General features: G+C 68.8%; 23 protein-coding genes. 15 read left to right on the top strand and 8 right to left on the bottom strand.

What is annotated here, in order from left to right; all coding sequences use genetic code 11:
* The first annotated feature begins 230 nt into the window (after window positions 1–230).
* From CAL15_RS06875 to CAL15_RS06835, 9 genes are all read left to right on the top strand, one after another.
* Window positions 231–1,817 (top strand): hypothetical protein, encoded by a 1,587-nt coding sequence (locus tag CAL15_RS06875; RefSeq protein ID WP_157666619.1) that lies wholly within the window; start codon window positions 231–233, stop codon window positions 1,815–1,817.
* Window positions 1,817–2,551 (top strand): hypothetical protein, encoded by a 735-nt coding sequence (locus CAL15_RS06870; protein WP_086077898.1) that lies wholly within the window; start codon window positions 1,817–1,819, stop codon window positions 2,549–2,551. The genes CAL15_RS06875 and CAL15_RS06870 overlap by 1 nt, the downstream gene beginning before the upstream one ends.
* A 35-nt stretch (window positions 2,552–2,586) precedes the next feature.
* Complete coding sequence (locus tag CAL15_RS06865; protein WP_086077897.1) at window positions 2,587–3,552, top strand: dipeptidase; 966 nt, start codon at window positions 2,587–2,589, stop codon at window positions 3,550–3,552.
* 13 nt (window positions 3,553–3,565) lie between these two features.
* Window positions 3,566–4,813: an aminotransferase class III-fold pyridoxal phosphate-dependent enzyme gene (locus CAL15_RS06860; RefSeq protein WP_086077896.1), complete on the top strand. Its 1,248-nt coding sequence runs from the start codon at window positions 3,566–3,568 to the stop codon at window positions 4,811–4,813.
* A gap of 40 nt (window positions 4,814–4,853) precedes the next feature.
* Window positions 4,854–5,915 (top strand): ABC transporter substrate-binding protein, encoded by a 1,062-nt coding sequence (locus CAL15_RS06855; protein WP_157666618.1) that lies wholly within the window; start codon window positions 4,854–4,856, stop codon window positions 5,913–5,915.
* A gap of 11 nt (window positions 5,916–5,926) precedes the next feature.
* Complete coding sequence (locus tag CAL15_RS06850) at window positions 5,927–6,757, top strand: ABC transporter permease (protein WP_198299164.1); 831 nt, start codon at window positions 5,927–5,929, stop codon at window positions 6,755–6,757.
* A complete protein-coding gene (locus CAL15_RS06845; RefSeq protein ID WP_086077893.1) occupies window positions 6,754–7,539 on the top strand; it encodes an ABC transporter permease in 786 nt (261 codons plus the stop codon). Before CAL15_RS06850 ends, CAL15_RS06845 begins: the two co-directional genes overlap by 4 nt.
* Before the next feature lie 10 nt (window positions 7,540–7,549).
* Complete coding sequence (locus tag CAL15_RS06840) at window positions 7,550–8,668, top strand: ABC transporter ATP-binding protein (RefSeq protein ID WP_086077892.1); 1,119 nt, start codon at window positions 7,550–7,552, stop codon at window positions 8,666–8,668.
* A 92-nt stretch (window positions 8,669–8,760) separates the two neighbouring features.
* Window positions 8,761–9,867 (top strand): porin, encoded by a 1,107-nt coding sequence (locus CAL15_RS06835; RefSeq protein WP_157666617.1) that lies wholly within the window; start codon window positions 8,761–8,763, stop codon window positions 9,865–9,867.
* Between the two features lie 39 nt (window positions 9,868–9,906).
* Here CAL15_RS06835 and CAL15_RS24370 read toward each other — a convergent pair whose 3' ends face one another.
* A complete protein-coding gene (locus tag CAL15_RS24370; protein ID WP_198299276.1) occupies window positions 9,907–10,140 on the bottom strand; it encodes a hypothetical protein in 234 nt (77 codons plus the stop codon).
* A 195-nt stretch (window positions 10,141–10,335) separates the two neighbouring features.
* On the opposite strand from CAL15_RS24370, the gene CAL15_RS06825 reads away from it, so the two are divergent.
* On the top strand, window positions 10,336–10,515 hold the full coding sequence (locus CAL15_RS06825; RefSeq protein WP_086077890.1) for a hypothetical protein: 180 nt from the start codon (window positions 10,336–10,338) through the stop codon (window positions 10,513–10,515).
* A gap of 122 nt (window positions 10,516–10,637) precedes the next feature.
* Here the strand turns inward: CAL15_RS06825 and CAL15_RS24610 are convergent, their stop codons facing one another.
* The gene (locus tag CAL15_RS24610) at window positions 10,638–10,961 is read right to left on the bottom strand and encodes a hypothetical protein (RefSeq protein ID WP_232468142.1); all 324 of its coding nucleotides are present in this window, start codon (window positions 10,959–10,961) and stop codon (window positions 10,638–10,640) included.
* A 221-nt stretch (window positions 10,962–11,182) separates the two neighbouring features.
* On the opposite strand from CAL15_RS24610, the gene CAL15_RS06815 reads away from it, so the two are divergent.
* The 3 genes from CAL15_RS06815 to CAL15_RS06805 all read left to right on the top strand — a co-directional run bounded on the left by CAL15_RS06815 (window position 11,183) and on the right by CAL15_RS06805 (window position 15,440).
* A complete protein-coding gene (locus CAL15_RS06815; RefSeq protein WP_157666615.1) occupies window positions 11,183–11,545 on the top strand; it encodes a DUF883 family protein in 363 nt (120 codons plus the stop codon).
* A gap of 165 nt (window positions 11,546–11,710) precedes the next feature.
* Window positions 11,711–14,365 (top strand): DNA ligase D, encoded by a 2,655-nt coding sequence (gene ligD / locus CAL15_RS06810; protein ID WP_086077888.1) that lies wholly within the window; start codon window positions 11,711–11,713, stop codon window positions 14,363–14,365.
* A 91-nt stretch (window positions 14,366–14,456) separates the two neighbouring features.
* The gene (locus CAL15_RS06805; protein ID WP_198299163.1) at window positions 14,457–15,440 is read left to right on the top strand and encodes an SDR family oxidoreductase; all 984 of its coding nucleotides are present in this window, start codon (window positions 14,457–14,459) and stop codon (window positions 15,438–15,440) included.
* Window positions 15,441–15,445: 5 nt separating this feature from the next.
* On the opposite strand, the gene CAL15_RS06800 is transcribed toward CAL15_RS06805, so the two are convergent.
* The 5 genes from CAL15_RS06800 to CAL15_RS06780 all read right to left on the bottom strand — a co-directional run bounded on the left by CAL15_RS06800 (window position 15,446) and on the right by CAL15_RS06780 (window position 19,834).
* Entirely contained in the window at window positions 15,446–15,676 is a 231-nt protein-coding gene (locus tag CAL15_RS06800; RefSeq protein WP_157666614.1) for a hypothetical protein, read from the bottom strand.
* A gap of 39 nt (window positions 15,677–15,715) precedes the next feature.
* Window positions 15,716–16,030 carry a hypothetical protein gene (locus CAL15_RS06795; protein WP_086077885.1) on the bottom strand — a complete coding sequence of 105 codons (315 nt, stop codon included), beginning with the start codon at window positions 16,028–16,030 and terminating at the stop codon, window positions 15,716–15,718.
* A 132-nt stretch (window positions 16,031–16,162) separates the two neighbouring features.
* Window positions 16,163–16,504, bottom strand: a complete 342-nt coding sequence (locus CAL15_RS06790; RefSeq protein ID WP_086077884.1) for a DUF883 family protein — start codon at window positions 16,502–16,504, stop codon at window positions 16,163–16,165.
* 85 nt (window positions 16,505–16,589) lie between these two features.
* Window positions 16,590–18,359 (bottom strand): thiamine pyrophosphate-requiring protein, encoded by a 1,770-nt coding sequence (locus CAL15_RS06785; RefSeq protein WP_086077883.1) that lies wholly within the window; start codon window positions 18,357–18,359, stop codon window positions 16,590–16,592.
* 80 nt (window positions 18,360–18,439) lie between these two features.
* Complete coding sequence (locus CAL15_RS06780) at window positions 18,440–19,834, bottom strand: sigma-54-dependent transcriptional regulator (protein WP_086077882.1); 1,395 nt, start codon at window positions 19,832–19,834, stop codon at window positions 18,440–18,442.
* 363 nt (window positions 19,835–20,197) lie between these two features.
* On the opposite strand from CAL15_RS06780, the gene CAL15_RS06775 reads away from it, so the two are divergent.
* Window positions 20,198–21,112, top strand: a complete 915-nt coding sequence (locus tag CAL15_RS06775; RefSeq protein ID WP_232468141.1) for a sigma-54 interaction domain-containing protein — start codon at window positions 20,198–20,200, stop codon at window positions 21,110–21,112.
* Window positions 21,113–21,159: 47 nt separating this feature from the next.
* Entirely contained in the window at window positions 21,160–22,623 is a 1,464-nt protein-coding gene (locus CAL15_RS06770) for an RNA polymerase factor sigma-54 (protein ID WP_086077880.1), read from the top strand.
* A 186-nt stretch (window positions 22,624–22,809) separates the two neighbouring features.
* On the opposite strand, the gene CAL15_RS24365 is transcribed toward CAL15_RS06770, so the two are convergent.
* On the bottom strand, window positions 22,810–23,229 hold the full coding sequence (locus CAL15_RS24365; RefSeq protein ID WP_157666613.1) for a hypothetical protein: 420 nt from the start codon (window positions 23,227–23,229) through the stop codon (window positions 22,810–22,812).
* Window positions 23,230–23,276: the final 47 nt, after the last annotated feature.

Genomic DNA, 23,276 nt, shown 5'->3' with positions numbered 1-23,276 from the left:
AGGATAGGTGCAGACGCGCGCATTCTACGGATTTGACGGGACTAGGGATATCCCGCAAATGGGGACTTCCACCATTTACTTGATCCAGCACAAAACATATTCTATTGAAATACTGTGTCTTTTATACGAATACAAACTCGTTGATGTCGCCCACCACCGTATCCCTTCCCGCACCCGTTACCCCGCATGCGATGACGCCAGCCAGCCTTTCCATGCTGCAGCCCAGCCGCATGAGCATCTCCCGCCTGCTGATGGCGCGCATCCTGCGCGAGCGGTGGCGCATCCGGGCGGCGTCATGGAGCATCGACGATCGGGCTGCGGGCCGCGCCGTGTACCACATCGATACGGGCGAACGGGTATTCAGCTTCGCGGTGCTGTCGTTCACGCCCAGCAACGAAGGCAAGACCGGCCGCATCATCGGGCGCTCGTGGGACATGATGGGCGCGCTCACCGAAGGCGAAATCAGCGCCGCCGACCTGGATACGCTGGCAGTCGAGCTGCCCAAGCTGTACGAAGGCCGCGCCACGCCGGGCTCGCTGATCTGGGCGCGCGCCAACCGCAGCTCGCGCGCCTTCGACCACACGGTCGACGCCCTGGCGCAGGGCCGCCAGCCCGACATCGCGGTGCTGGCAGACGTGTGCTATCTCATGCGCAACACCGGGCTGGACGGCAATGGCACGTTCGGCACGCGCAGCTTCCTGGCGCTCGAGCCCGATCATCCGCTGCGCCATCCGCTGGATGCGCAGATGCTCAGCGCCTACATGATGCGGGTGTTCTCCATCGACCTGGCGCAGCACCTGGCGCGGGCGCGCAACCCCCAGGCGCCCGCACTCGATCCGGCCATCCAGCGCTATCTGGGCGTGGGCAACGGCTCGGCGCTGGGGCTCATCCTGTTCGTCAACAACCATCCGCAGTTCATGCACAACTGGCTGGCGGCGCGCGAGCAGGCCATCGCCGCGGCCTGCGACCTGCCGGCGCAGCCGGACGGCGCCGCGGTGCCGCGCCTGCTGGCCCTCATCGACCGCGCCCGCGTGTTCCGCCAGCAGGACCGCATGGAATACGAGCGCTACGCCGACAGCGCGATGGTGGCCAGCGAACTGGGGGCGCTGCGCGACCACATCGTGCAGACCGGCGCGCAGGCGTCGACCCTGGGACAGTACGCCGACTGGGCTCGCTCACACCTGCACGGCGAGACCGTCGAGTGCCTGCTGGGCCTCTATACCGAACTGGTGCCCGACGTATGCGCCGCGCTGGGCGAGCACTTGGCCGCCGAAGAAGACTACGGCACACGTCCCGACGCACTGGCCAGCGAACTGCGCGATCTGCTGCGCGCCGAGTATGCCTGGGCGTTCGAGCTCGACCTGGACAGCGACATGGCGCGCCGCCACGTCTGGTACAAGTCGGTGTCCGCCGAAGAGCCGCGCCGGGGTCCTGCCGACGAGGTGGGTTTCGCGTTCAACCTGGGTCTGGACCTGCCGCGCCTGGTACGCGACCTGGACGCGCTGCTGGCGGACTGCCCTGCCGACCGCAGCGTGGCCGAGTTCCTGTGCGCGCATCCGCAGTACCGCATGATCGTCGCGCGCGTGCAGACGCTGGCGGGCCTGCATGCCCATTCTCCGCACATGAACATCATGGACGACCGCTTCGTGCCGGTCGACATCGTGCGCCTGATGAACGTCGGCCTGCACGGCGTGGACAAGGCCCGCGACTACCTGGGGCGCAACCTGCGCGGCGTGCTGTTCCATGGCGCGCCCACGCCCGCCGATATCGAAGCCGGCGCGTCGACCGACTGGTTTTTCCCCCAGGAACCCCGCTGATGTCCCACCCCGCTACCCTTTCCGCCGCCGACGGCGGCCGAGTCCTCACGCTGTCCGTGCGCGAGGTACGCCTCATCGTCGACCGCATCCTGCTCACGCTCGACGTTCCCTCCGGGCTGGTCCCCTCTTTGCGCGACACCATTCTGGCCTCGCAGCATCTGGGCAAGGCGGGCTTTCTCGGCCTGCACGACGAAAGCCGCCTGGCGGCGCTGCGCGACAGCGTCGGCCGGCTGGGCCAGGTCCGCTGCCGCGATGAGCACGAGGTGCTGCACCTCGATGCGGCCGGCATGCACGCATGGTTGGTGCTGCCGACGTGGTGCGACCTGCTGGTCGACGCGGCGCGACGCAGGCGCGTATTGCGCAGCCGCCTGACCAACGTGCAGGAGGCATCCGAACTGGCGGTGCTGGCCGTGCTGGCCGCGCGCCATGGCGTCGCGGTGGACCTCAGCGTCGAAGACGGCGCGGCCGGCGCGCGCGTCACCGCCGACACGCCGCCGGCGGACTCGCTCGCGCAGCGCGACCCGCTGCTGTGGCAGGCCATCAAGCAAGGCTATGCCGTGCACGAGTCGGCCTGGTGGCCGCTGTACCACGCCTCCAAGCGCGCGCTCTCGCCCGATTCCGTGGCCTCGCGGCGGCATGCCGGTCCCACGCTGGTGCTGGACGACGGCACGATCGTGGGGCGCGCGCCGGCCGACGACGACACCGACATCGCCCTGTTGCGCCGCGTCGACTAGCGCGACACCGGCTTCCATTTCAACCAAGGACATCCATGATCATCGACGGATTGCAGTGCGGCTATTTCGACCGCGACGTCTTCGAGCGCCTGAAGCAGGGCAACGTGCACTGCGTCACGCCCACCCTGGGCTTCTGGGAGGGCACGGTTCCTTCCCTCGAGTCCATCGTCCGCTGGCGCGACCTGGCCCGCGAGAACGCCGACCTGGTCGGCATCGCCACCAGTGCGGCGCAGATCGAATCGCTGGCCGCGCAAGGCAAGGTCGCCATCGTGCTGGGATTCCAGAACGCCACGCTGCTCGAGGGCCACATCGGTTTCGTCGAACTGTTCGCCGACTTGGGCGTGCGGGTCATCCAGCTGACCTACAACAACCAGAACGACCTGGGCGGCAGCTGCTACGAGGCCGAGGACAGCGGCCTGGCGCGCTACGGCAAGGAAGTCATCCGCGAGATGAACCGCTGCGGCGTGCTGGTGGACCTGTCGCACGTGGGCAACCGCACCTCGCGCGAGGCCATCGAATGGTCCGAGCGGCCGGTGGCGATCACCCATGCCAATCCCGACGAGGTCTATCCCCACCGGCGCAACAAGACCACCGACGTGCTGCACGCATTGCGCGACCATGGCGGCATCATCGGCTGCGCGGCCTATCGCAACATCGCCGGCGACGAGTTCTGCAAGACGGTCGACAAGTGGTGCGAGCTGGTGGCGCGCACGGTGGACATCGTCGGCATCGACCACGTCGGCATCGGCACGGACAAAAGCCACAACACCACGCAGCGCGACCTGGACTGGATGCGCAAGGGCCATTGGACGCGCGGCACCGACTTCGGCGCCGGCTCGGCCGCCCGCCCCGGCAAGGCGCCTCCGCCCGACTGGTTCAAGTCGGTGGAAGACCTGGGCGCGGTCGAACCCGCGCTGGCCCGCGCCGGGTTCTCGCCCGCCGAGGTCGACCAGATCACGCACGGCAACTGGCTGCGCGTCTATCGCGCCGTCATGGGCTGAGGAGCCGCCCCCCATGACCGCCCTGGCTGGCGCCCCCCTCGCCGACCCCCGGCACGTCCGCGCGGACGCACTGCCGCTGGTCGTCGCGCGCGCCGAGCATGCCTGGGTCTGGGACGAGGCCGGCACACGTTACCTGGACCTGTCCGGCGCATGGCACGCCCAGGTGGCCGGCCATCGTCCCCATGCGGTCTGCCAGGTGCTGGCGCGGCAGGCCGACATGCCGTTCTCGGCGCTGGGGCCGGGCCATACCGTCGCCATGGCGCCGGCGCTGGCGGGCATGCTGGCTGAACTCGCGCCCTGGCGCGCCGGCACCTGCGCGCGCTTCCTGCCCGACACCTCCGCCGCGGTCGAGGCAGCGGTGCGCATGGCCCGGCTGCGCAGCGGACGGCGCCACGTCGTGTCCTTCGCCGGCGCCCAGCACGGCAGCTACGGCACCGCGCTGGCGTTAAGCGGCCGCCGTCCGCCGTTCGTGGACAGCGACGATGCCTTCGCCCTGCACACGCATATCCTGCCCTACCCCCATACGGTGGGCGGCGTCACCCGCGACGAAACGCAGCGCGCCTTCGTGCGGCTGTTCGCCAGCCGCACCGCGCCCGAGGGCATCGCGGCCATCGTCGTCGAACCGATCCAGCCGCGCACCGGCATCGTGGCCGCGGGCGCCTTCATGGACGACCTGCGCCGGCTGTGCGACGACCACGGCATCGCCCTGATCGCGGACGAGACCGCCACGGCCCCGGCCTGCACGGGCAAGACGTTCGCCATCCAGCACTTCGACATCGAGCCGGACATGATCGTGCTCGGCCCGGCCCTGGCGGCGGGCCTGCCCGGCGCCGCACTGATCGCCCGCGCGGGCCCTGCGCAGCCGGCGGGCGTCGACGGCGAGTCCGCCTGCTCCACCGCTTTTCTGCTGGGCGCACAGGCCATGCTGGAACTCGGCGAGGGCGCCGGACTGGCCTCGGCCGCGCTGGCCCTGGGCCGCGACTGGCTGTCCCACATGCAGCAGGCCCGCGCCCGCGGGCTGGGCCTGGCGGACCCGCGCGGACTGGGCGCGGTACGCGCGATCACGGTATGCGACCGCGCCGGCCGCCCCGATCCCGTCCTGGCCGGCCGCGTCCATGCCGCCGCGCGCGCGCGCGGCGTTCTCACGCGGCTGGGCGACGGTGGCGCACTGGTGTTCCACTTGCCCGCGACCTTGTCCACGCACGACCTGCATGCCGGCCTGGACGTCTTCTTCACCGCCATGCAGGAGGCCGGGGCATGAACCTGCCCGCCACCCAACCCACCCGAACACAGGAGCCGTCATGACGCAATCCGACAGCACATTCTCTCCGGCACGCCGGCGCACGCTCAAGCTCGCCGCCGGCGCGGCGCTGGCCGGCCCGTTCCTGCACCTGACCGCCCGCGCCAGCGAACCGCTGCTGGTCAACACCTGGGGCGGCAGTTGGGAAACCGCGGCGGCCGAACACCTGTTCAAGCCCTATACCGACGCGACCGGCGTGCCCGTCCGCACGGTCTCTCCCGTGTCGTTCGCCAAGCTGGCCGCCCAGGCGCGCACCGGCGTCTACGAGTTCGACGTCACCACGCTGGGCGGGGCCGATCTCGTGCGCGCCAACGAAGCCGGCCTCATCGAACCCATCGATACCCGCATCGTCGACGTCTCCACGCTGGCTCCGGCCCAGGCCCTGTACAACGGCGTGGGTTCGCACGCCTTTGCGACGGTGCTCGCCTATCGCAAGGACCGCTACGAGAACGGCGGGCCGCGCGACTGGCGGCAGTTCTTCGACGTGCAGCAGTTCGCCGGCCCGCGCACCCTGCAGCGCCATGCGCCGCGCGTCCTGCCGCTGGGACTGGTGGCCGACGGCGTCGCGGTGGACAAGCTTTATCCGCTGGACCTGGACCGTGCCATGGGCGCCATGGACCGCGTCAAGCCCGCCGTGCGGGTGTGGTGGACGCAGGGCCAGCAATCGCTGCAGCTGCTGCGCGACGGAGAGGTCAGCGCGGCGGCCATCTGGCACGGCCGCGTCGTCGAACTGCTGCGCGCCAAGGCCCCGGTGGAGCTCGTCTGGAACCAGGCGCAGATCGACCGCGCCTACTGGGTCGTGTCAAAGGGATCGCCGCGCGCCGAGGCGGCATGGAAGTTCATCGCCTCGGCCGTGGCCCCCGAAAGGCTCGCGGGCTTCTGCCGCGCGGCCGACTACGGCCCGCTCGATCCCAGGGCCTTCGAGCATATTCCCAGCGCCGACGCCGCCATGATGCCCACCTTTCCGGACAACTATCGCCATGCCTTCGAGCAGGACGTCGCCGCGCTGGCGCCGCAGTTGAACGAGATCGCCCGCCGCTTCGACCGATGGGTAGTGCGTTGATGCCGTCGAGAATGATCCCCCGGGGCGCCCGGCCATGGCTGCTCCTGCTGCCGGCCGCCGCCTTCCTCGCCGCCTTCTTCGTCATGCCCCTGCTGCAGGTGCTGCTGCTCAGCATCAGCGACCCGGACTGGGGCCTCGAGAACTACGCCGTCCTGTTCTCCGATGGCTTCTTCCTCGAAACGCTGGCCACGACTTTCCTGACGGCGCTGACCGTCACGGTCATCTGCCTGTTGCTGGCCTATCCGCTGGCCTACGCCGTCGCCAATCGGCCCGGGCCGTTCGCCTCGTCGGCCCTGCTGCTGGTCGGCCTGAGCCTGTGGCTCAGCTTCCTGGTGCGCACCTACGCCTGGATGGTCATTCTGGGCAACCGCGGCCCGGTCATGGCGCTGCTGCACGGCCTGGGCATCGACGCGGGCGAGCTGCTGTTCACGCGCTTCGCGTCCACGCTGGGCATGGTGCACGCGCTGCTGCCCATCATGGTCATGACGCTCTACACCGTCATGAGCAAGATCGACCCCGCCTACGTGCGCGCCGCGCGCGGCCTGGGGGCCAGCCCGCTGGCGGCCTTCGCCAAGGTGTACCTGCCGCTCAGCGCGCCGGCCATCGTCAATGGCAGCACGCTGGTGTTCATCACCTGCCTGGGGTTCTACGTGATGCCCGTGCTGCTGGGCGGTCCGCGCGAGCAGATGATCGCCGGGCTCATCGGCCAGCAGATCGAAGAGTTGCTCAACTTCGGCGAGGCGGCCGCCATGTCGGTGGTGCTGCTGGCGGCGTCACTGGCCATCTACGCCCTGTACAACCGTTACTTCGGCCTGGACCGCCTGTGGGGAGATGCGCGATGAGCCCCGTCCGTCTGATCGCCTGGATCGTGCTGGTCTTCATCTTCGCACCGGTGCTCGTCGTGGTGCCGATGGCCTTCAACGCCGAGTCCTCGTTCGACTTCCCGCCAACCTCGTACGGGCTCACGTACGTCAGGGCGTATTTCGCCGATCCGCGCTGGACCGGACCGACCATCAACAGCCTGTTGATCGGAGCCGGCACCGCCGTACTGACGCTGGCGCTCGTAGTGCCCGCGGCCTTCGCCCTCACGCGCGATACGTTCCGCGGCCGCTCGTGGATGAACCTGTTCATGATCATGCCGCTCACCGTGCCGCACATTGTGATCGCGCTGGGCTACTACTACTACTTCGGCTCGCTGGGCCTGGTGCAGAGCAAGCTGGGCGTGGTGCTGGCCCATACGTGCCTGGCGGTGCCGGTGGCCTACCTGATCGTGTCGGCCACGCTGAAAGGCTTCGACAGAAACTTGGAACTGGCGGCTCGCAACCTGGGCGCCACGCCGCTGGGCGCATTCCGGCACGTCACGCTGCCGGTGCTGCGGCCCGGCTTCATCGCGGCGGCGCTGTTCAGCTTCATCCATTCGTTCGACGAGGCCGTGGTCGCGATCTTCATCTCGGGCAGCGCTTCGCCCACCCTGCCCCGCCAGATGTTCGACAGCCTGCGCATGCAGGCCGACCCGGTCATCAGCGTCGTGTCCACACTCATCCTGGCAGCCCTGACTGTCGCGGCGGTGATGCCGCGCTGGCTCAAGCGCCGTCGTGAACGCCGCCTCGGCGTCCCGTCCTGAAGGTATCGCCATGACACAAGCTACACAGCCTTCCCGTTCCGCCGGCTATCTGGTGGTGGACCATGTATACAAGTCCTTCGACGGCCGCACCAACGCCGTGGACGGCGTGACCCTGGACGTCCGCCAGGGCGAGTTCGTGACCTTCCTGGGGCCGAGCGGGTCGGGCAAGACCACTACCCTCTCCATGCTGGCCGGCTTCACCGACATCACGCGGGGCGACATCCGGCTGCGCGGCGCCTCGCTCGCGGGTGTGGCGCCCGAGAAGCGCAACATGGGCATGGTGTTCCAGAACTACGCGCTGTTCCCGCACATGAGCGCGGCCGACAACGTGGCCTTTCCGCTGCGCATGCGCAAGGTGCATACCGCCGAGGCGGGCCGCCGCGCGCGCGCCATGCTCGAGGCGGTCGGCCTGGGCAGCCACGCCGACCGCCTGCCGCGCCAGTTGTCCGGCGGACAGCAGCAGCGCGTGGCGCTGGCCCGCGCGCTGGTCTTCGAACCGGACGTGCTGCTGCTGGACGAACCGCTCAGCGCGCTGGACAAGAACCTGCGCGAGCAGATGCAGCTGGAGATCAAGCGGCTGCACCGGAAGTTCGGCATGACGACGGTGTTCGTGACGCACGACCAGTCCGAGGCGATGACGATGTCCGACCGTATCGCCGTGTTCAACGCGGGCAAGGTGGAACAGTTCGCGCCCGCCCTCGAGGTCTACAGTTCTCCCGCCACCCGCTTCGTGGGCGGCTTCGTGGGCGACAGCAATTTCTTCGACGTGCAAGCCGAGGACGCCCCCAACGGCCGTTACGCGGCGCCCGTGTTGGGCGGCACCGTGGCGGCACGCAGCAGCGGGCACGCCGCCGGAGCACAGCTGGCCATGATGATCCGGCCCGAGGCTTTCACGCTGGCGCCGCTGGAACCGCAGGCCGCCGAGGGCCACCAGGGCGCGGCGCAACCATTTACATGCGAAGGCATCGTCGACTACGGCGCCAGCCTGCTGCTCGAGGGCCGATGCGGCGCCGCGCCGGTGCGCGTGCGCGTGCAGCGCGGCGCGAGCCCCGGCGCCGCGTGGCGCGAAGGCGCGCGCTACCGGTTGGTCTGGCGGCCGGACGACGCGCACATCGTGCCGCGCGCTTGAGTTCCGCCAACCGGCGGCGCCCAAGGGGGCGACCGCGGGTGGCGCGCCGGCCCTTGCAGCCGCGAGGAGCCGAAATCCTAGGGGAAGTCCACATGCAGGCTCGATACAAGAAGCTTGGCCTCGTCACGTCCATGCATTGCGCGCTCGCCGGCGCGGCACTGGCAATGCCGGACCGTGCGACGGCCGCCGACATCGTCACGCTGTACGGCATCGTCGACTCATACGTCGGCGCGATCCACAGCAATGGCGACACCACCAAGAGTCTGGACAGCGGCGGGTTGCAAGTGTCGCGGTTCGGAATGCAAGGATCGGAATCGCTGGGCGACGGCTGGCGTACGGTATTCAGGTTGGAAGGAGGTTTCAACACCAGCAACGGCACGGCCTCCGTCAACGGCCAGATCTTCGGCCGCGAGACCTATGTCGGGTTCAGCCACGCCGAGTATGGCGAGTTGCGCCTGGGCAAGCAGAACAGCGTGTTCTTCAACATGCTCGGCCGTACCGCCGCCTTCTACGGCGGCACCTTCGCGGCGGGCCTCGGCACCGAGTCGGGCTACAACTTCCGCAACAACAACGAGGTCAGCTACATGACGCCGCGTTGGGCGGGACTGCGGCTGCACACGCGCTATGCTTTCGGCGACCGCATGGACACCTCGCGCGCCGGCCGGGTATGGCAGCTGGCGGTGGACTATGAGAAGGGCCCGTGGTACTTCCTGGTGGCGCACGTGAACAACACGCTGGCGCCGGTCGGGGATGCGCCCTTCATGAACGTGAAGAATCGTCAGACCACGGTGGGCGGCGCGTATACGTTGAACCCTTTCACGTTCTATCTCAGCTATTTCAAGAACGAGCAGACCGACGGCGCCATCGACAAGGACCTGTATTCGGTCAGCGTGGCATGGCACCTCAGCTCGGCCGACCAATTGAGCGTGGGTTACACCTACATCGACGCGCAGGCGGACACCGGCAACGTGGCGGCCGGCCATCGCGGCGGCACGCACGCCAACCATTACGGCGTCATGTACCTGCACCGGCTGTCCAAGCGCACCACGCTGTATGCGGCCGGAGCCTGGATCGACAATGCGGCGGGCGGCCAGTACGCCATCGGCGCGGCGCAGGCGCCGCGCGTTGACTGGCGCAACCGTCCCGACCCAGGCACCGACACGCGCGGCGTGCAGGTGGGCATCCGCCATACGTTCTGACAATCGCGGCGACCGCACGGCCCGCCCGGCCGATGGAACCTACAGCGCGTGCGCGCGCCCTCGCAGCAGGCGCATGCGATAAAGCCCCGAGCCGCGGCGCCCATTCTGGTGACCCGGCGCCCCGTCGGGGCCATGGCCGTGCTGCGGGCTGTTCGGCTCATCGGGAGGCGGCAGGTCTATGTCCGGCTGGTCGGTGTCGGGATCGACCGGGATGTCCCCAGGCGTGCGCTCGGGCACATCCGGCTCGGGCTTCGGCGGGACGTGACTACGCATGTGCTTGTGCATTATTCACCTCGTGATCTGACCGTAGGAGAAGGCAGCGCGTCGATTCGGCCTGCGCGCCGGCCTGGCCCGTTGCGGGCGCAAGCAGCATGCCTGCGGCGGGCCGCTGGCGGGCCGCCCGCGGCATGGCATTTGCGGCGCGAACGGCTCCGGGGCCTCGCGCCCCGCCAGCAAGGAGTACGCGCAATGAAGCACACGCAGACAACCAAGCAGGCCGACCGTCGCGACGACCTCGACCGCCAGGACCAGGCCAGCCACAACGACACGCAGAACCGGACGAAAAAGGACGGCCACGCGACCAACCTGGGCACTGGCCAGGATCAGCAGAGCGCGCGGCAGCGCGGCCAAGGCGCTCGCCGGTCCTGACCAGCCCTTCTGCCCGGCGGGTCCTCGCGGTCCGCCGGGGGCCGGGCGCTGCGGAACGCGCCCACGACCGGCCCATCCGAGTCACTTGCACGTGAAGCCGCCGCCGACAGACGGCTCGCCGCCTAGAACAGGTGCGTGCGCGCGTTCTTGGCGCGCGGCTGGGGCTTGGATCCATCGGCCCAGTTGGACTCCGTGTCGGTGTCGGCCTTTTGATTACCTTGCGCCGCCGCCTCGTCGGGGTCATTCTTGCCTGCGGGGCGAGGCTGGTTCGGCACGTCGACCGGGCTGCCGGGCGGCAGCACCTTGCCGGCGTCGGGCGGCAGATCGCGGCTGCCCGCCGCGGCGGCAGAGGCGGTAGAACCAGCGGGAGAAGACTCGGACGTCCGCTTCTTATCCGCGTCGGCGTCGGGTTGCGTGGATTCGCGGGATTCCGGTTTGGACGTCATGGCCTGGCTCCTGTAACGGGCCCCGGCCGGACCGGGGCGACGCCCGCGTGCCGCACATTGCGTACCCGCGGGCCCGCCGCTTGCTCTATAGGCACAGCCGGGGCGGAGATATCTGCGCGCCTGGTCGGGGGCCGGCCGCGGCGGTGTGCGCCATGTGCCGGCATTTTCTACAGATCCGTGCAATTTCCGCACAGATGGCCTGCTTTTATCCAGGAGTACTCATGGAACCACAAGATCGACCGACGACGTTTTCCGACGACGGCATGCGCACGCTGCGCAACCGGGCAAGCCGGCAGCAGGAATGGCTGGACGATTTGGACGCGATCCTGAACGACACCTCGCACACGGACGTGGAAACCCTGCGCGCCCGCATGCAGGCCAAGCTGGGCGAAACCCGTGCGGCATTCGATGCGCTGTCGTCCAGCGCCGGGGACCTGGCTCAGGAGGCACGCCAGTGCGCCGAAAGCTACATGCACGAGGCGCGCGAGTGCGCGGAGAACTATGTGCACGAGCGTCCGATGCAAGCCCTGGCGGCCGCCGCCGGCGTGGGCATGGTAGTGGGCCTGCTTCTGGCCCGCCGCTGACGCGACATGGCCGGGTAACCGTCCCGCGACCGTGCCCGCGCGGCGAGGACGCAACTTGCTCGCGGGACCTGCCGCCCGGCCGCTTCATTTCATCGCGCTGCCCCGGCGCTCGGCGCCGTCCGCCGCATCGCCGCGGGCAGCGCGCGACGATGCACGGAGGGCGCCATGACGGATTCCCTGCTCACTTATCGCGGCAAACGCGACTTCGCCGCCACGCCGGAGCCATCCGGGCGCGGCGGCGCCAGGCGGCGCCGCCAGGCGGCTCACGCGTTGACGTACGTGGTGCAGCGCCATGACGCCAGCACCCTGCACTATGACTTCCGCCTGGAATGGGACGGCGTGCTGGTGAGCTGGGCGGTGCCCAAGGGCCCGTCCGAAGACACGGACGTGAAGCGCCTTGCGGTGAAGGTCGAGGACCACCCCCTGGATTACGCCGGATTCGAGGGAGACATCCCGGCCGGGCATTACGGCGCGGGCCACGTGGACATCTGGGATCGCGGCACATGGCAGCCCGACGAAGACCCGGCCCACGCGCTGGAGCGCGGCAGTCTGCGCTTCACCCTTCAAGGCGAACGGCTGCGTGGCGCCTGGTCGCTGGTGCGCATGGGTTCGGAGGGCAAGCAATGGCTGCTGCGCAAACTGCGCGAGGACGCGCCGGCGAAGGAAGCAGGACCCATGTCCGGCAAGCGCCGCGCGCACGAGGCGGCGCAGACGCAGCCGGAAGCGTCCGCACGGCGCGGATCATCCGCGCGCTCCGAAGCCCCGACACAGGCAAAGACCTCCTCCCGGACGACGTCCGCCTCGCAGGCGAAATCATCGGCGCGAACCAAAGCCAGAGCACGTCGCTCGGATTTTCCCGCCGAACTCTCGCCCCAGCTGGCCACACTGGTGGACCAGCCGCCGCGGGGCGAAGGCTGGTCGTACGAACTGAAGTACGACGGCTACCGCATCCTGTGCAGGCTGGAAGGCGGCAAGGCGCGGTTGCTGAGCCGCACCGGCAAGGACTGGACGCGCCGCATGGCCCCGCTGGCCCGCGCGCTGGAGGCGCTGGACCTTCCCGACGGCTGGCTGGACGGTGAAGTCGTGGCGTTGGACGCTCGCGGCATGTCCGATTTCCAGCGCCTGCAGAACACGCTGGACGGTAATGGCAAGGACCTGCGCTACGTCGTCTTCGACCTGCCGTGGTGGGACGGCGAGGATCTGCGCAAGGAACCGCTGCACGCCCGCCAGGACCGGCTCGCCGGCATTCTGGAATCGCTGCCCGACGGCACCCCGATGCAGATGACCCAGCGCTTGCAGGTGGCCGACCACACCGAGGGCGCCGCCGCGCTCACCGAGGCATGCCGGCTGAGCCTGGAAGGCCTGATCTGCAAGAAGCTCGACGCGCCCTACTCGTCCACCCGCTCGGCAAGCTGGCTCAAGCTGAAGTGCCGGCCGCGCCAGGAATTCGTGATCGGCGGCTATACCGAGCCCGCCGGATCGCGCAAGCATCTCGGCGCCCTGCTGCTGGGACTGCGCGAGGGCAACAAGCTGCGCTACGCCGGCCGCGTCGGCACCGGCTTCAACGCCGCCACGCTGCGCGGCCTGGCCGAACGCCTCGAGCCGCTGCGCGCGGCGCGCAGCCCGTTCGCCGCGCCGGCTCCAGCCGACAAGGCGCAGATCCACTGGGTGAAACCGCAACTGGTGGCGGAAGTGCGCTACGCCGGCATTACCACCGACGGCCTGCTGCGCCAGGCCGCGTTCGTGGGCCTGCGCGAAGACAAGCCGGCCGACGAGGTGGCGGACGAGGTGCGCACGACGGTGGCATCGATTGCGCGCGAGAATACGTCGCCCGCACAGGCAGCGAAGACGAAGAACGCCGCAGCGTCGGGAAAGACCACATCCACGAAGGCAGCCAAGACAGGCAAGAAAGCCGGGTCGCGTGCCACCTCGCCCGACGCCGGGGGCAATGTCGTGCGCGGCATCACCATCACCCATCCCGACCGCGTGGTGTTCCACGACCCCGACCTCACCAAGCTCGACGTGGCCCGCTATTACGAATCCGTGGGCGATCTGATCATGCCGCATCTGCAGGGCCGCCGCGTGGCGCTGCTGCGCTGCCCCGAGGGCACCGCTTCCCAATGCTTCTTCCAGCGCCACCTGAGCCCGCGCATGCCCGACGGCGTTGCCCGCAGCGGCGGCCACCTGGCCATCGAGTCGCTGGAAGGACTCATCGGACTGGCCCAGCACGGCGTGATCGAGCTGCACACGTGGGGCTCGCGCGAGCCCGATCCCGACCGGCCGGACCGCATCACCCTGGACCTGGACCCCGACGCCAATGTGCCGTGGACACAGGTAGTCGAAGGCGCCCTGCACGCGCGCACGCTGATGAGGGAGGTCGGCCTGGAGCCTTTCCTGAAGACCACGGGCGGCAAGGGTCTGCACCTGGTCGCCCCGATCCGCGCTACCCAGTCGTGGGACGTGGTGCGCGAGTTCGCACGCCGCCTGGCCGAACAACTGGTGGCGGAAATGCCGGAGAAGTTCGTGGCGACGATGTCCAAGGCCCGCCGTCACGACCGCATCTTCGTGGACTATCTGCGCAACGGCGATTCCGCCACGGCGGTCGCGGCCTGGTCGCTGCGCGCGCGCAATGGCGCGCCGGTCTCGATGCCGTTGGACTGGGACGACCTGGATCCGAAGCGCGACCTGCGCGGCGCGGCCTTCAATCTGCGCAATGCGTTGGCCATGGCTCGCGACCGGGCCGATCCATGGCGCGATTACGCGAAGGCGCGCCGCACGCTGGGGCCGCGCATGTTGAATCGCCTGGGCGAAGGCGGCTGAGCGCCACAGGCGAAACCGCTCGCTGCCTGTGGCGACGGGCATGTCGCTTGCGGCCTCGTGCAGTCCCAGCAATTCGCGACAGGAGCACGCAATGGCATCGAAGCAAGGCAACCCGTCCGGCGACACGGCGGACCAGCAACGGCAGATCCAGCGCGAGCAGGACGAGCGCGACGCCTCCGGTTCCGACAAGCCGCAGACCAGCCCCGGCACCAGCCAGCCCGACCGGCATCCCGAGCCGCCGCAGCCCGCGCAGCACCTGGAGAAACCGGGCAACGAAGCCGATCTGAAGCAGGCGCCGCAATTCCTCGCGCCCGACTATCGCGGCAGCGGCAAGCTGCAAGGCCTGACCGCTCTGGTGACCGGCGGCGACTCGGGCATCGGCCGCGCGGTGGCGGTACTGTACGCGCGCGAGGGCGCGGACGTGGCCGTGGTCTACCTCGACGAGCACACCGACGCGCAGGAGACCGCCCGCTGCATCGAGAAAGAAGGCCGGCGCTGCGTGCTGATTCCCGGCGACGTGCGCGATCCGGCCTTCTGCCGCGAAGCCGTGGAACAGACCGTGCGCGAGTTCGGCAAGCTCGACATCCTGGTGAACAACGCCGCCTTCCAGGAACACGCCGAGTCGCTGCTCGACATCACCGACGAGCGGCTGGAACAGACCTTCCACACCAACATCTTCGGCTACATGCAGATGGCGCGCGCGGCCCTGCCCCACCTGAAGAAGGGAGCCGCCATCATCAACACGGGGTCCGTCACCGGCCTGCGGGGCAGCGCCAAGCTGCTGGACTACTCCAGCACCAAGGGCGCGATCCACGCTTTCACCTGGTCGCTGGCCTCGAACCTCGCGTCGCAGGGCATCCGCGTGAACGCGGTGGCGCCGGGACCGGTATGGACGCCGCTGAACCCGGCGGACCGCCCCGCCGACGAGGTGGCGGAGTTCGGCAAGCAGACGGTATTCGGTCGCCCGGCGCAGCCCGAGGAATTGTCGCCGGCCTACGTCTTCCTGGCCAGCGCCGCCTGCTCGAGCTACATCACCGGGCTGGTGCTGCCCATCACGGGCAACCCGGGGTTTTGAACGCCCTACGACCGGTTGCCTGACCGGTTGTCCACGGGCGGCGCGTCCGGCGTCTGCCGGCCCGGGTCGGCAACGTCCTCGGCGTCCACGCCGGGCGGAAACCTGCCCTTCGCCGGCAGGCTGTTGGCATCGACGGGGCGCTTGTTCAGCGAACGGTTCTGCACGTCCTTGGGCCCGGCATCGTCGCCGGCGGGACGATCGCCGCGTTCGGTGTTCTTCACTGAGGGGGTAGTCATGCGCGTTCTCCTGGATGGGCGGCTGTGCGCGAGGGAGACTCAGCCCCGTTTGCGATCGCCGCGCGGCTCGGATGAGCCGGTGCTGGCGGCATCCTTCTCGCTGCTCTGTCGAGCGCCGGGATAGCTGCCGCCCTGTTCGAACTCGGGCCCCTGGGGATTGGCGCGTCCGCCCTTGCCCGGGTTGGGCTTGTCGCCTTCCGAACGCCCGTAATCGGGCTCGTCGGCGCCGAAGCGGCCGGTCTGGCGCGTGTGCTTGTCCTGGCCGGGTTGTTTTTCGCGCGACTCGCCCTGTTCGTTGCCCTGCGGGCGCCGCGCAGTGTCGGTGGTGGTGTCGGATGACGGTTTCGCAGCCATGGCGACCTCCTGTCGAGTGACGCCGGCGCGCTTTTCTGTGTCGCAGGGCCAGGCCGCGCTGCGGCGTCCTGAATTTCTTACCTGGCCTTGTAAAGACCCGGCGCCGCCACCCGTGCGGCGCCGGCAATCCCGTCAGCGGCGTCGGCTGTGGTCGCTCATCAGGCATATGCCCGCCAGCAGGCCCAGGGCAACGCCGATCCCGATGACTTTCCAGCTGTTCTGGTGCACGTAGCCGTCGGCGGCACCGGCGATACGGCGGTAGCCGTCCACCGCCGAGCGCTCCCACCCGGCGCTATGTTCGCGCGCGCGTTCCAGCTGCTGCTTCAGCCGGTCGCGCGCCGACTCCATCTCGGCCCCGCCGAACGAGGCGGTGGCGCGCAGCAGCTCGTCGGCGCCATGGGTCAGGTCGCGCAGGCTGCGCTTGACGCGGAGACGGGACTCGGACGTGCGGTCATGTTCGGTACGGAAAAACATGGAATCTCCTTCTGCTGGTTGCACACGGCCTCGCGAGCGCCGTGCTTGAAACGGCCTGCGCCGCAAGTACCGTGCCGGGGGCCGGCTACGAGGCCCACCACTGTTTCAGGGTCGCGCGCAGCGCCTCGCCGCCGGTGCGTCCCTCGCGCCGCAGCGCCTGCATGTAAGCCTTCACCTGCTTGAGATCCATATGCGGCGGAATCGGCGGCACCTCGGGATCGGCGACCACTTCGATCACGGTCGGCCGGTCGGCGCGCAGCGCGGCGTCCCAGGCCGGCCCCACCTGCTCCGGCCGCTCGACCTTGATGCCGCCCAGGTCCAGCAGCCGCGCGTACTCGGCATACCGGAAAGACGGCAGCCACTGCGATGGTTCGTAGCGCGGACTGCCCGAATTCACGCGCTGCTCCCACGTGACCAGATTCAAGTCCCCGTTGTTCAACACCAGCACCACCAGGCGCGGGTCCTGCCACTGCTTCCAGCGGTCCGCGATGGTGATCAGTTCATTGATGCCGTTCATCTGCATGGCGCCGTCCCCCACCAGGGCGATCACCGGACGCGCGGGATGCGACAGTTTGGCCGCCAGCGCGTAGGGCACCGCGCACCCCATCGTGGCCAGGCCGCCCGACAGCGACGCCATCATGCCGTCGCGCAGGCGCACGTCGCGCGCGTACCAGTTGGCGGCGGACCCGGAGTCGCAGGTGATGATGCTGTCGTCCGGCAATCGCGACGACAGTTCCCAGAACGGCAGTTGCGGATTCACGGGCTTGGCCTCGACCATCGCGCGAGCCTGCATGGTGGACCACCAGCGCGCCACGCGGGACTCGATCTGCTCGCGCCACTGGCGCTTCGTCTTGCGCTCCAGCAGGGGAACGAGCGCGGACAGGGTCAGCCGGCTGTCGCCCACCAGGCCCACCTCGACCGGGTAGCGCAAGTTCATGTTGCGGCCGTCGATGTCGATCTGCACCGCGCGCGCCTGGCCTTCGGGCGGCAGGAATTCCCCGTACGGAAACGAGGTGCCCACCATGAGCAGCGTGTCGCACTCGTTCATCAGATACCAGCTGGGCTGCGTGCCCAACAGGCCGATGGACCCGGTGACGTACGGCAGGTCGTCCGGCAGCACCGCCTTGCCCAGCAGGGCCTTGGCCACGCCGGCCCCCAGCAGTTCGGCCACCTCCTGCACTTGTTGCCCCGCCTTGAGCGCGCCGGCGCCCACCAGTATGGCCACGCGCTCGCCGCAGTTCAGGATGGACGCGGCGTTCTCCAGGGCCTGGCGGTGGGGCACCGCCGCGTGCGACGTGAGCCCGATGCCGGTATGCACCGTGCCATGCGCGCGCGGCGGACTCTCGACCGCGGGCATCTCCTGGACGTCGTTCGGCAGGATCACGCAGGTCACGGCGCGCCGCTCCAGGGCGATGCGCATGGCGCGGTCGATCAGGTGCCTGACCTGGGATGCATCGGAGGCCAGCTGCACGTAGTCGTGCGCCACGTCCTTGAACAGCGCCACCAGGTCGACTTCCTGCTGGTAATCGCCGCCCAGCGAGCTGCGGGCCTGCTGGCCCACCAGCGCCACCACGGGCTGGTGATCGAGCTTGGCGTCGTACAGCCCGTTCAACAGATGTATGGCGCCCGGGCCGGACGTGGCCAGGCACACGCCTATCTGGCCGGTGAACTTGGCATGCGCGCAGGCCATGAAGGCTGCGGTTTCTTCGTGGCGGGTCTGTACGAATTCCAGCGCATCGCCGGCCCGGCCCAGGGCGCCCATCATGCCGTTGATGCCGTCGCCCGGGTAGCCGTACACGCGGCATATGCCCCATTGCGTCAGGCGGCGCACGATGAAATCGGAAACGGTGTCCATGCGGTCTCCCAAAAAGGCGCGCCCAGAAAAGAAAGGGGCGCGCCCGCCGGGGCCGCAAGACCCATGCCCGGCGGGAAGACTCAGCCTTCCTTGCGGCCTCCGTCGGCGGCGTCGCCTTCCTTGGGATCCGGCGCCGCGTAACCGGTGAGTTCGTACTCTTCGAGCCGGTTGTAGAGGGTCTTGGCACTGATGCCCAGCACCTCGGCCGTCTGCTTCTTCACGCCGCCGCAACGCTCCAGCGTGGCCAGGATCAGGCGCCGGTCGGCCTCGGCCAGCGTCACGCCCACCGGCACCACGATGCGCCCGCCCGCTTCCTCGCGGCCCTTGCCCGGCGACACCTGCGGCATCAGCGTATCGGCCTGCAGATCCGTGCCGTCGGCCATGATGTACGCGCGCCGCACGAAGTTCTTCAGTTCGCGCACGTTGCCCGGCCAGGCATAGGCCCGGATGGCCTCGCGCGCCGCGTCGGAGAATTTCTTGGACGTGCCGTGTTCGGCGTTCTGCGCATCCAGGAAGCGCTCGGCCAGCAGCATCACGTCCTCGCCGCGCTCGCGCAGCGGCGGCAGGTGCACGGGAAATACGCTGAGCCGGTAGTACAGGTCCTGGCGCAGGCGCCCTTCCCGCACGGCCTGTTCCGGATCCCGGTTGGTGGCGGCCACCACGCGCACGTCGCACGAGATGTCGCGGTTGGTGCCCACCCGCATGAAGCGGCCCGTCTCGAGGACGCGCAGCAGCTTCACCTGCAGGTCCATCGGCATCTCGGTGACTTCATCGAGGAACAGCGTGCCTTTGTCCGCGCGCTCGAAGTAGCCCTTGTGCTGGCGCTCCGCGCCGGTGAAGCTGCCGCGCTCGTGGCCGAACAGCTCGCTCTCGATCAGGTTGGGCGAAATCGCGCCGCAGTTCACGGCCACGAATGACTCGCGCCGCCGCGGGCTGAGGGCGTGCACCGCATGCGCGGCCAACTCCTTGCCCGTGCCGCTCTCGCCCACCAGCAGTGTGGTCACGTCGGTCGGGGCCACGCGGCGCAATTGCTGGTAGAGCTGCTCCATCAGCGGAGAGGCGCCCACCAATTGGCCCATGCGCCCGGGCTCCTGCACGGCCCAGCCGCCGGACGCGTCGCCGGCCTGGCTCGCCACGCGGTCCAGAATTTGCTGGAGGCGCTCCATGGATACCGGCTTGACCAGGTAATCGGTGGCGCCGCAGCGCAGCGCCTCGACCGCGCTGTCCAGGCTTCCGTAGCCCGTGATCACGACCACCGGCACGCTGGCTCCGGAAATTCTTTCAAAGATTTCCATGCCGCTGGCGCCGGGCAGCCGGACGTCGGTCAGCACGAGATCGGGCAGATGGCGCTCGAACTGCAGGAAGGCCTCTTTCAGCGAGGCGGCGCCTGCAACCGAGTAGCCACTTTCACGGGCGATCTCCGACAGGACGTCCCGCACATCGTCGTCATCGTCGACGATCAGTAGATGAGGCATTGGTACTCCGTAACGCTTGATCTTTCTGTCAGTGTTGCGGCCGTCTGGTCGCCGAAGTGTCCAGCCTGCGTACGGACACCGCGCACGACCACACAGTAGGATGGATACACCGCCCGCCTTTCGCCGGGCAGTGAAGTCGGACGTTCAGCGTACAACGATGCGCGTATCGGCGACGTAAATAATCGAGACAAGGGAAGAACGTTTTCGACTCCTTGCATTTCGTCGCATCGCTGCGCGGCCTTGGGCCTACCATTTGCTGAGAAGGCCGCGTCCGAGCCGCCCCCCAAGGATTTTCCGATGTTGAAAGATACCTCATCCCGCCAAGAAAGCGCCCCTGCCCCCGCACTGGGACGCAGCGCAGCCATGCGCGAGGTGCAAGCACTGATCTCACGGGCGGCCCCGACCGATGCCAGCGTGTTCCTGGTCGGCGAAAGCGGCACGGGCAAGGACATGATCGCGCAGCAGATCCATGCCCTCAGCGATCGCCGCGACGGTCCCTACATCGCGCTGAACTGCGGCGCGGTCAGCTCCACGCTGGCGCACGCGGAACTGTTCGGCCACGAAAAAGGCAGCTTCACCGGCGCCCTGGCGCGCACGCCCGGATACTTCGAGCATGCCAGCGGCGGCACGCTGTTCCTGGACGAAATCACCGAAATGCCGATCGACATGCAGGCGCATTTCCTGCGCGTGCTCGAAACCGGCACCTACCGCCGCGTAGGCGGCACCGACGTGCTGCGCACCAACGTGCGCATCATCTCGGCCACCAACCGCGACCCGCAGGAGGCCGTGGCGCAGGGGCTGCTGCGCGAAGACCTGCTGCACCGCCTGCTGGTGATTCCCGTGCGGGTCCCTCCGCTGCGCGAACGCGTCGAGGACATTGTGTTCCTGGCCGAACAGGTGCTGGACGACCTGAACCGCCGGTACGGTTCGCAGAAGCAGCTGGGCAAGCGGCTGATCGAGTCCATGGAGGCGTACGACTGGCCCGGCAATGTCCGGGAACTTCGCAACGTCGTGCAACGCGCCTACCTTATGTGTGACGATGTGCTGCAGCACGACCTGGTTCCCACTCACCGCACCCCGCCGCCCGACCGCGGCGCGGATTCGCTGGCCTTCGCGGTTGGCACCCAGCTCAGTGAAGCGCAGCGCGAATTGATCTCGGCCACCCTGGCCCTGCATCACGGCGACAAGCGGCGCGCTGCGGCCACGCTGGGTATCAGCCTGAAGACCCTGTACAACCGCTTGAACGCGTATGGGCTGGATGCCCATGGCGCCATCTGACCAACCAACATAGGACATCACACCGCTTGTAATTCGAGGAGAGTTTCGTGGCACATGCAGCACAAGAACTCCGCATGCGTCAGCAGACCCTGCTGGCGCCTCGCCTGCAACAATCCATACGTCTGTTGCAGATGTCGGCACTAGAGTTCACTACTGCCGTGCAAGACGCTTTGGCGACCAATCCTTTCCTCGAAGACGGGGAAGACGCCGAGCGCGGCAACGGCGCCGCAACTCCCGACCAAGAGACGTCCCATGCCGCGGCAGACGGCGCGGCAGCCGAAGCGCCCCCCGAGGCCGCTCCCGAGCCGCAACCCGACGTAGCCGATCCCACACTGAACGTCGCGGACAACACCTATTCGGGCGATTACCCCACGCACGCGCGCAACGACGGTCCCGCCACCGATCTGAGCCAATGGATCGCGGCGCCAGTATCGCTGCGGAACCGACTGTCAAGCGAACTGGGCAACTATCCGCTGAGCCTGCGCGATCGGCTGCTGGCGGAACACATCGTCGACGCGCTGGACGACGACGGCTACCTGCACACCGAACTCGACGAGCTCGCGGACGGCGCCGCCTTCGACCCCCCGCCGGACGCCTCGGAATGGCAGGCGGCCCTGAAGCTGGTGCAGCAGCTGGACGTGCCGGGGCTGGGCGCCCGGGACCTTGCCGAATGCCTGTCGCTGCAGCTGTACGCGCAGCCGGCGCTGCGCGAGGACGTGCGCGACGTCGCCCTCGCCATCGTGCGCGGCCACCTCGACCGGCTGGCGCGCAACGACCTGACCGGGCTGCAACGCCTGCTCGGCGCCGACATACAGCTGCTGCAGATCGCCTGCGACGTGGTGCGCGGCCTGGACCCCAAGCCGGGTCGCCGCTACGCGGCCGACGCGCCCAACTACGTGGTGCCTGACGTCATCGTCAGCAAGGTGCGCTCGCGCTGGCAGGTGGTGGCCAATCGCCAGGCCATGCCGCAGGCCCGCCTGAACCGCACCTATGCCGAACTCTTCCATCGTGCGCGCATGGACGAACGCAGCCCGATGGCGCAGGAGCTCCAGGAGGCGCGCTGGCTGGTGCGCAACGTCGAGCAGCGCTACGTCACGATCCGGCGCGTGGCCGAAGCCATCGTGAAACGTCAGCAGACGTTCTTCGAATACGGCGACGTCGCCTTGCGCCCCTTGATGCTGCGCGACGTGGCCGACGAGCTCGAGATGCACGAATCCACGGTCTCTCGCGCCACGGCCAACAAGTACATGAGCACCCCGCGCGGCCTGTTCGAGTTCCGCCACTTCTTCTCGCGCGAACTGGGCACCGACACGGGCGGCTCGTGTTCCGCGGCCGCGGTGCGCGCGCTCATCAAGGAATACATCGACGAGGAAGATCCGCGCATGCCCTTGTCCGACGTGGTGCTGGCGCAAAGGCTCGCCAGCAACGGCGTGGTGGTGGCGCGCCGCACGGTGTCCAAGTACCGCATACAGATGAAGCTGCCGCCGGCCGAAATGCGCCGCCAAAGCTGAGACGTGCCGCCTGGACCCGCCTCGCGCGGGCATGACAGGGGCGATGGCCACGCCGTCGCCCCGTTTTCTTTCCGCCCGGCTCCCATCCTCCGGATCGTTGGCGCGGCGGTGTCCACACCAGGCAAAAAAAACGGCGCTTCAAAAGAAGCGCCGCCTGGCCTTGCGGGGGCCGAAGTCCGCTATCGCTTACTTCGAGCCGCCGGTGTTGGGGTATCCCGGAGGGGGCGAACCGCCGCCGGGCTGGCCGGCCGGCACGTTGTCGTTGATGCCGCGCTCGCGCGGAGCCATCGTCGAACCGCCGGTCTGCGTGCCCGAACCCTGCATATGCGCGCCCGTGCTGGGCGAGTACGTGCCGGTGCTGCTCTGGTTCTGGGTGGGAGGACCACCGGCCGGGGCGTCGGTCGGAGCGGCAGGCTGGCGTCCCGGAGCCGGAGGCGTGTTGGGCTGAGTGGCCGTCGTGTCGTTCGGCGTCTTGGACGGGGTGTTGGGAGGAGCCGCCGTCGGTTGGGTCGACGAGGTCTGCGCCAGAGCAGCGCCGCCAAAGGTCATGCCACCGGCTACCAGGGCGGCAGCCACGATTTCATTCAGGTATTTCCGGGATCTCATGAGCAAGCTCCTTGGGAGATTTAACGGAGCACACCTATCCGCAAACA

It is taken from the genome of Bordetella genomosp. 13, assembly GCF_002119665.1.
GTDB lineage: Bacteria > Pseudomonadota > Gammaproteobacteria > Burkholderiales > Burkholderiaceae_B > Bordetella.
The sequence above is the reverse complement of the archived record's forward strand: the minus strand, read 5'-3'. Positions and strand labels throughout refer to the sequence as shown.